Annotated in this window: 7 protein-coding genes; 6 read left to right on the top strand and 1 reads right to left on the bottom strand. The window is 58.7% G+C overall.

The window, feature by feature from the left end:
* A partial coding sequence (locus HMPREF0178_RS14425) for an AraC family transcriptional regulator (RefSeq protein WP_009368768.1) occupies positions 1–855 on the bottom strand: 855 nt, incomplete at its 3' end.
* A 666-nt stretch (positions 856–1521) separates the two neighbouring features.
* Here HMPREF0178_RS14425 and HMPREF0178_RS14420 point away from each other — a divergent pair.
* The 6 genes from HMPREF0178_RS14420 to HMPREF0178_RS14395 form a co-directional block, all read left to right on the top strand.
* Entirely contained in the window at positions 1522–3126 is a 1605-nt protein-coding gene (locus HMPREF0178_RS14420; protein ID WP_009368767.1) for an amidohydrolase, read from the top strand.
* Positions 3127–3235: 109 nt separating this feature from the next.
* Positions 3236–4471 (top strand): M20 family metallo-hydrolase, encoded by a 1236-nt coding sequence (locus HMPREF0178_RS14415; protein WP_009368766.1) that lies wholly within the window; start codon positions 3236–3238, stop codon positions 4469–4471.
* 59 nt (positions 4472–4530) lie between these two features.
* Entirely contained in the window at positions 4531–5562 is a 1032-nt protein-coding gene (locus HMPREF0178_RS14410; protein WP_005024244.1) for a TRAP transporter substrate-binding protein, read from the top strand.
* Between the two features lie 147 nt (positions 5563–5709).
* A complete protein-coding gene (locus tag HMPREF0178_RS14405) occupies positions 5710–6744 on the top strand; it encodes a TRAP transporter substrate-binding protein (protein ID WP_009368765.1) in 1035 nt (344 codons plus the stop codon).
* A 51-nt stretch (positions 6745–6795) separates the two neighbouring features.
* Complete coding sequence (locus HMPREF0178_RS14400; RefSeq protein ID WP_005024248.1) at positions 6796–7302, top strand: TRAP transporter small permease; 507 nt, start codon at positions 6796–6798, stop codon at positions 7300–7302.
* A 3-nt stretch (positions 7303–7305) separates the two neighbouring features.
* On the top strand, positions 7306–8348 hold a 1043-nt coding region (locus tag HMPREF0178_RS14395; RefSeq protein ID WP_009368764.1), incomplete at its 3' end, for a TRAP transporter large permease.

Below are 8348 nucleotides of genomic sequence, written 5' to 3'. Positions count from 1 at the left end.
CTCTCTCTCTCTCTCTCTCTCTCTCTCTCTCTCTCTCTCTCTCTCTTCCGTATCGTGGCGGCGCTTGGCGATGGCGCCGGGGGTGCTGCCGAAATGCTTCTTGAAAGCCGAGATAAAGGCGGAGACGGAATTGTAGCCGCAGTTCAGGGCGACGGCGGTGACGCTTTGCCCCTGCTCGATTTCGGTCATTGCGTGTTGGAGGCGCATGATTTGCAGCCAGCGTCCGAACGTTTGCCCGGTTTGCCGAATGAACAGGCGGGCGAGGGTTTTTTCGGACATGCCGAGATGGCGGCTCCAATCAGCCATGCATATCGGCGCGTCGGGTGCGGCCAAGGCTGCCGCGCACAGCTCCACCAGACGGTGCTCGGAAGGCATGAGCAGGGGCCCGCCAACTTCCTTGCTGGCTTTGAGGCGATCCATAAGCACCAGTGCGAGCCGTTTCCCTTCTTCCGTCGTGAAGTCCGGCTTGAGGTCGTCCACCGCAAAGAGGAGCTCTCGCAGCAGCGGGGACATTTCCAAACCGTGGCACTGCCGGAAACGGGGCGAACCCTCAAACAGGGAAGCATGGAAGAAAAGCGAGCGGTTCCATGAGGCTTCAGGCAGGTACCATTCATGCTGGACGCCCGGCGGGACCCATGTGGCGCGGTATCCCTGCCCGAGGAAGTTTCCCGTGTCCGAACACAGGACGATGCTGCCCGTGGCTACGAACAGCAGCTCCCCCCAGTCGGGATGGACATGCAGGTCGCTCCATGTCCCGGCATCCTGCCTTTCATTAAAGGCATAAATGAGTTGTGTTTCATCAACGAAACAGGCTTCGTTCGTCCGGGGATTCCAATAATGCTGCCGCAGCGCCATGATGCCCCCTGAACCGTATCGGACGGGATGGGCCTTTTGATACGGATAAATTGTTCTTTAATGTACAATATGTGTTGACAACGGGCGGATTGCGTCAATTGAAGATGCCGGTTCTTTTCTTAATGAAAACACTCCATTCAAAAATAGGCAAGTCTATGCTTGCGGATTGGTTTTGCGGTGGTGGCTTTGTGAAAGCCCGTCTTATGGAAGTCGCGGAACTGATTTTGTCATACCTTTGCCTGTATCAGAAGGGATTCCCGGTGTGCAACTTGTCGACATCGAATACTGCGGATGGACAATGGAGGACATGTAAAATAGGTTGTATCGATAACATTGTGTAATTATTTATTGTTTGTACTTTGTTCCGTTTTGGAACAGAAAATGTCCATTTGGCGTTATTTTTTGTCCATCCTTCGCAAGTAAACAGGAATATCATGCCGTATTTTTCTTAGAAAGAGCGAAGAGCTTTTCATTTGACCGCATAATGGTTTTATTTCTTTACGATTACAAAGATATTCCTGTGCGGTCTTTTTTGAAAACCATTTCGTTCGAAAAAGCACAATAGCTCAAAATGGACAGTTGGGCAGCGTGTTTTTTTCGGGATTTTTTTCGCATTGCGTTCCGAACGCCCCCATACGACGCACGAACCATCAAAGGAGCAAGCTCATGTTGGTAAGCAAAAAGACCGTCTATGTCGGGGCTGATATCGTCACCATGTCCGATAAGGCTCCCAAGGCCGAAGCCGTCTGCATCGCGGATGGGCGCATCGAATGCGTCGGAACTCGTGAAGAGGTCCTCGGATACGCCAAAGCGGGCGAATACGACGTCGTGGATTTCGGCGGCGGGACCCTCTATCCCGGCTTTATCGACACCCACAGCCATATGTCCTCGTTCAGCCGCTGCCTCAATCAGGTGTACTGCGGCGCTTCGCTTGGTTCCATCGCCGCCGTGCAGCAGGCACTGCGCGACAAGGCCGCCGCAAGCGATGACGAATGGGTGATCGGCTACGGGTATGACGACTCGGGCATTTCCGACAACCGCCACATGAACCGCCACGATCTTGATGCCGTCTGCGCCGATCGGCCCGTGATGGTTGTCCATATTTCGGTACATATGGGGTACGTCAATACCATCGGCCTCGAACGTCTTGGTTTCACCGCCGATACGAAGGTCCCCGGCGGCGAGATCGTCCTTGACGGGAACGGCGTGCCCACCGGCCTGCTGCTGGAAAACGCCATCATCGAAGCCTCGGGCCGCTTGCCCGTTCCCACGGAAGATCAGGTGCGCGAAAGCCTCGTCCGCGCCATCGCCGAATACAATAAGAAAGGCTTTACCACGTTTCAGGATGGCGGGCTCGGGATCAACGGCGAAGCCGAAGTCTTCCTCCGGCCTTACATGGAGCTTGCCCGCGAAGGCCGGCTCAACGCCCGAGCCTATTTGCAGCTTCTGCCTTCCGAGATGGACAAGCTCATCCCCCTCGGCTTGTGGGGGATCGGCAACGACCACATGAAGATCGGCGGGGTCAAATACTTCACCGACGGCTCCATTCAGGGATTCACCGGAGCGCTGCTTGAAGACTACTACACCCGCCCCGGCTACAAGGGCGCGTTGCTGTGGTCGCAGGAAGAGATCGACGAAATCATCATCAAGTACCACTGCCTCGGCTTTCAGGTCGCCGTGCATACCAACGGCGACGCCGCCTCGGAATCGGTCATCCAAGCTTTTGAAAAGGCCGTGGAGCGGTGCCCGCGCACGGATCTGCGCCACATGCTTATCCATGCGCAGCTCGTTTCCGACTCGCAGCTTGAGCGCATGAAGGCTTGCGGGATCATCCCGAGCCTGTTCGCCCGGCACATCGAAGTCTGGGGCGATCGGCACGCCGCCATTTTCCTTGGCCCCGAGCGCACCGCGCGTATGGACCCTGCCGGTTCCTGCGTCCGTTTGGATATGCCCTTCTCGCTGCATGTGGATACACCCGTCCTTCCGGTGACCGCCCTCGGCAGTATGCACGCGGCGGTAAACCGTATCAGCGACGGCGGTGTCCTGTTCGGGGGCGATCAGCGCATTACCCCGCGTCAGGCGCTGGAAGCCTACACGACCTATGCTTCCCTTTGCTGCGGCGGGGAACACGACCGCGGGCGCATCGAGCCGGGCCGCTTTGCCGATTTTGTATTGCTCGACAGTGATATTGAAGCCATCGATCCGTCCGGCATCAGGGACATCAAGGTCCTGAAGACCATCTGCGGCGGGCGTGTGGTGTACGAAGCGTAACGTAGGATGACATGGAGAGGGGCTTTTCAAGACAAGCCCCTCCCCCTTGCCCCAGCGGATATTGCGGCGAAGCGAACCATCATTGCCGAAGACACTCAAGGAGGTTTCCATGCAGGCACAGCGCCTTTTTGATACGCTTGAAGAACTGTCCACGTGCAACGCGACGCCCGGAAACGGGGTAACGCGGTTCTCATGGTCGGAAGCGGACAGCCGTGCCCGCCGCGTGCTTGAGCGCGAACTGAAGGCTATCGGGCTGGAACCTTGGACCGACGGCATGGGGAACCTGCACGCCCGGATTGAAGGCTCGACCGGCGCTCCCGCCGTGCTCACCGGTTCCCACCTCGACACCGTGCGTAACGGCGGACGCTATGACGGGACATACGGCGTGGTCGCCGCGCTGGAGGCGCTGCGTTCCTTCCATGATGAAGGATACAAGCCGGAACGCGCCATCGAATTCATCGCCTTCGCGGAGGAAGAGGGGGCGAATTTCGGTTCCACATGCCTCGGCAGTAAGGGCATCGCGGGGCAGATCGACGTGGAGGGCTTGAAACGCCTGAGCAACGCCGAAGGGTCCGCCTACGATAGATTGCGTGCGTTCGGGCTCGACCCGGATGCCCTGCCCGGAGAACAGATCGATCCCGCGAATGTTAAAGCTTTCCTTGAAGTCCATATCGAGCAGAACGCGATGCTCGAAGACGCCGGGCGTGAGCTCGGCATCGTTACCGCCATTTCCGGGATGCGCCTGCACCGCATCGTCTACAAAGGCCATTCGGATCACGCCGCCAGCCCCATGCAGGGGCGCCGCGATCCCGCCGCCGGATTCGCCGAGCTGGCCTTCCGCATGGAGCAGCTTTGGAAGGACGGCGAGCTGCCCGAAGATTTTTCCTGCACCATCGGCGAATTGGCCTGTTCCCCCAATGTGGGGATCGTCGTTCCCGAGTCGGTGACGTTTACCATTGATATACGCCATGTTGACGTGCCCGTTCTGGAGGAGGGTTGGCAGCGCATCGAATCGCTCGTGCGTTCCGTCGCCGAATCCAGAGGGCTTGATCTGGAGCTTGTCCGGCTTTCCGCCAGCGGGGGCGTGCGCACGTCCTCCGAAGTGGGCGAGGTGTTCCGGCAGGCGGCCGAAAGGCGGGGTGTCCAGCCGCTCTTCCTCAAGAGCGGTCCCGCCCACGACGCCGCCAGCCTCGGGAGCCGAGTGCCGGTCGGGCTTTTGTTTGTTCCGAGCATCAAGGGGCTGAGCCATTGTCCGCAGGAGGCCACCGCGCCTGAGCACCTCGCTTTGGGGGCATGGGTGCTTGAGGATGCGCTGCGCTCTCTTGCGGGGGGTGGCCGCCCCTGATGCCGGAACCCTTCGGTTGGTTTTCATTTTGGGTAACTTTATCCACAGGAGCTATTTGCATGAAACGGTTTCTCGTCGCCTTTTTGGTGTGTACCGCGATGCTGCTTGCTCAGACGCAGGCGCAGGCCGCTTCAAAGATCACTGTGATTGTGGCCTCGTCCGTGGACACCAGCGAACAGAACTACATGAATGTCACGTATAAGAAACTGGTGGAACTCGCTCAGAAGTATTCCGACAACGCGTTCGATTTCCAGTTGTTCCCGAGTATGCAGCTTGGCGACGAACAGGAAACCGTCCGCGCCCTCCAGCTCGGCACGCTTCAGATGTCCATGCTCGCCACGAACAACTACGCGCCCTTTGCCCCGTCCTGCGGCTGGGTGAACATGCCGTATCTGTTTGATACGCTGGATGAATTCCGCGCGCTGCTCGATGCCATGTGGGAACAGAACAACGAGTGGGCCGTCAAGGAAGGCGGTTGCCGTATCCTGTCCATCCTCGACATCGGCTACCGCCAGCTGACCACCAGCGCCAAGCACCCGGTCCGCAAGCTCGCCGACGCCAAGGGCATCAAGATCCGCACGCCGCAGAACGCCCTCATGGTCTCCACGTTCAAGGCTCTCGGCCTCGAACCCACCGCCGTTTCCTTCTCCGAAACCTTCAACGCGCTCCAGCAGGGCGTGGTGGACGGTCAGGAAGGCTGCTTCAACAACGTGGTGACCCTGAAGTTCTACGAAGCGCAGAAGTACGCGACCCAGATCAACTACTCCGTGCACAGCGCCAACATCATCGCCAGCGAACGCTGGCTCCAGAGCCTGCCCGAGAAGGAGCGCAACGCCCTGATCCGCGCCGGCAAGGAAGCTATGGAATATGAGCGCACCAAGGTCGCGGGTATGCTTGAGGCCGACGACAAGCTGATGGTGGAACACGGCATGGAACTGCTCGGCGTGGTCGAAGACCTCCCCGAATGGATCCGCCTTGGCCGTACCGCGTGGCCCAAGTGCTATGAAGTCATTGGCGACGGCAATGCCGAAAAGGGCAAGGCCGTTATGGATATCGTCCTCGCCAAGAAGGAAGCTCTGGCGAAGAAGTAGCCCTTTCCGGGGCATCCGGGGGAGTCATTCCCCCGGACCCCGGCGGAAAAGGGAGCCGCCGGGGGTGTTGAGGAGGTTTCCGCAGCCGTTTGCGGAATGTTTCAGCGGGAGTTTTCCCGCAACGATGTCAGTTCAAGGGGAAATGACATGAAGAAATTGCTTGTTGCCTGCCTGCTGTGCGCATCCGTGATCGGCCTTGCGTTCGGTCAGGCGAAAGCCGCCTCGAAGACCACGGTGATCGTGGCGTCCTCCGTGGACGCGAACCCGCAGAATTACACTAACGTCTTCTATAACAAATTCATCGAACTGGCTCAACAGTATTCGGACAACGCCTTTGACTTCCAGTTCTTCCCCAGTATGCAGCTTGGCGACGAACAGGAAACCGTGCGCGGCATCCAGCTCGGCACCATCCACATCGCCAACCTCGCCACCAACAACTATGCCCCGTTCGCGCCTTCCTGCGGCTGGGTGAACATGCCGTACATGTTCGACTCGCTGGAAGAATTCCGTGCCCTCGTAGACGCCATGTGGGATCAGAACAACGAATGGGCCATCAAGGAAGGCGGCTGCCGTCTGCTGTGCATTCTCGACATCGGCTACCGCCAGCTGACCACCAGCGCCAAGCACCCGGTCCGCAAGCTCGCCGACGCCAAGGGCATCAAGATCCGCACGCCGCAGAACGCGCTCATGGTCTCGACTTTCAAGGCTCTTGGCCTTGAGCCCACCGCCGTTTCCTTTGCCGAAACGTTCAACGCGCTCCAGCAGGGCGTGGTGGACGGTCAGGAAGGCTGCTTCAACAACGTGGTGACCCTGAAGTTCTACGAAGCGCAGAAGTACGCCACCATGATCAACTACTCCGTACACAGCTGCAACTTCATCGTCGGAGAACGCTGGCTCCAGAGCCTGCCCGAGAAGGAGCGCAACGCTCTGATCCGCGCCGGCAAGGAAGCCATGCTGTACGAACGCACCAAGGTTGCCGACATGCTCGCCACCGACGACAAGCTCATGCAGGAACACGGCATGGAGCTGCTCGGCGTGGTTGAAGACCTCCCGGAATGGGTCCGTCTCGGACGTACCGCATGGCCCAAGTGCTATGAGGTGATAGGCGATGGCGACGCCGCCAAGGGCAAGGCGGTCATCGACGTCGTTTTGGCCAAGAAGGAAGCTCTTGCCAAGAAGTAAGCTGTTCCCCGGCGGGAAGGGAGCCCTTCCCGCCATTCTCCGGGAGGTATCATGAAGGTTTTGCGCTGGCTCGACGAATGGGCCGAAGAATTTTGCGTTTCGATTATGCTGTCCTTGCTCATCCTGCTTTTGGGAACCGAAGTTTTTTCCCGGTTCCTGCTCAGCAAGTCGTTTTCGTGGATCGAGGAACTCTGCCGGTATCTGTTTGTATGGGCATCCTATCTTGGCGTCGCCATCGCGGTGAAGCGCAAGGAACAGCTTCGCGTCCTCATGCTTATGGATACGCTGGAAAAGCATTTCCCGCGTCTGGTGAAAGTCTGTTACGTGGTTTCCGAGCTCTCGTTCGCTGTGTTTTGCGTGCTTGTTTTCTATTACAGCATCAATATGCTCGAGAACATGACCCGTTTTAAGCAGGTTTCCGCTTCCCTTGAAATCAACGTAATGTACGCGTACCTGATCATCCCGATCAGCATGGCCGTTACGACGTTCCGCGTGTTGCAGGGCTTGTACCGCGATTTCCGGAACCATACGCTCCACTTCCAGGGCAGGGGGGACTAAGCCATGCTGCTTGTTTTGTCATTCGTCTTCTTCATGTTGCTTGGCTTGCCTCTGTTCGGCGTTATCGGGCTTGCGTCCATCATTTCGATGATCGGGATGCCGTTTCCGATGGAGTTCATCCCCCAGAACCTGTACACGGGCATGGACCAGTTCCCGCTCATTGCCACCATCGGTTTCGTGATGGCCGGGTTCCTCATGGAGCCCGCCGGGATTACCGGTGAAATCATTGAAGTCGCCAAGAAGGCGGTGGGCAACATCCGCGGCGGACTTGCCATGGTGACCATCCTCGCCTGCATGATCTTCGCGGCGCTCAGCGGCTCCGGCCCCGCCACTACCGCGGCCATCGGCAGTATCATGATCCCCGGCATGATCGGCGCGGGATACCGCAAGGACGACGCCGCCGCTGTCTCCGCCACGGGCGGGACGCTCGGCATCCTGATCCCGCCGAGCAATCCCATGATCATTTACGGCGTCGTGGCCAACACGTCCATCGCCGGATTGTTCATGGCGGGCTTCATCCCCGGTTTCGTGATGACCACTTCCATGTGCATCACCGCCTATTGCATCGCCCGCAAGCGCGGCTATAAGGGTACCGGCGAAAAGTTTTCCGTCTACGGCTTGCTCAAGGCGATTTGGGACGGCAAGTGGGCGCTGGCGACTCCGGTGATCATCCTCGGCGGCATCTACTGCGGCGTATTTACCCCCACCGAAGCCGCCGAAGTGGGCGTGCTCTGGACGCTGTTCGTCGGCCTGTTCGTTTACCGCAAGCTGACGTGGAAGAACATTTCCTCGGCGCTTATCCGCACCTCGGCCTTTGCCGGTTCCGCCACCATCCTTGTCGGCGTTTCGATGGCCTTCTCGCGGCTGCTCACCTTGTACCATATCCCCCAGACCGTGGGCGCGTTCCTCGGTTCCATCTCCACGGACCCGACGATCACCCTGCTGCTCATCGCGTTCTTCATCTTCCTGTGCGGCTTTGTGGCGGATACGCTGGCGATGGTCGTGGTGCTCGCGCCGGTGTTCCTGCCCATCACGAACGCCCTCGG

The sequence above is a fragment of the Bilophila sp. 4_1_30 genome (assembly GCF_000224655.1).
GTDB lineage: Bacteria > Desulfobacterota > Desulfovibrionia > Desulfovibrionales > Desulfovibrionaceae > Bilophila > Bilophila wadsworthia.
The sequence above is the reverse complement of the archived record's forward strand: the minus strand, read 5'-3'. Positions and strand labels throughout refer to the sequence as shown.